We start from the raw sequence: 437 nt of genomic DNA on the forward strand, positions 1-437 counted from the left end.
GTCGGACTCTCAATCGCCATGGCGGCGCTGCTGCAAGGCGTCCAGGATGATGGCGTACGTCAACTCGTCGACACAATGCCGCATGTCGACATCACCGATCACCAACGCACCGCCCGCCGCCAGCCGGCCGAAGACGCTTTTGGCGCGGTCGCCATTTCGGGGCTTAGGCCGCGCGACGACCGCCGCGGCATCATCAATCCGACGGCCGCGACAGCGTGGCTGGCGAGTTGGATTCCTGGGCGGTTCGCGGTGAGCCTCAAGACGCAGGGCGTGATCCGCTATTCCAGCCGCGAGGTGGGCGCGGCTATCATCGGCATCGACCCTGGACACGAACCCGGCGTGTCGCCGATCGTGGAGGATTTCGTTCAAGGCAGCTTCAACGCCCTTGCGGCGGGCGGCAACAACGTGCTCGTCGGCGACACGATGGCAAAGCGACT

The 437-nt window shown here is 65.7% G+C and carries 1 pseudogene; it reads left to right on the forward strand.

The features are described from left to right. A pseudogene (locus tag EN804_RS34710) lies at positions 1–437 on the forward strand (ABC transporter permease); the annotation flags it as partial.

It is taken from the genome of Mesorhizobium sp. M8A.F.Ca.ET.161.01.1.1 (genome assembly GCF_004792105.1).
GTDB lineage: Bacteria > Pseudomonadota > Alphaproteobacteria > Rhizobiales > Rhizobiaceae > Mesorhizobium.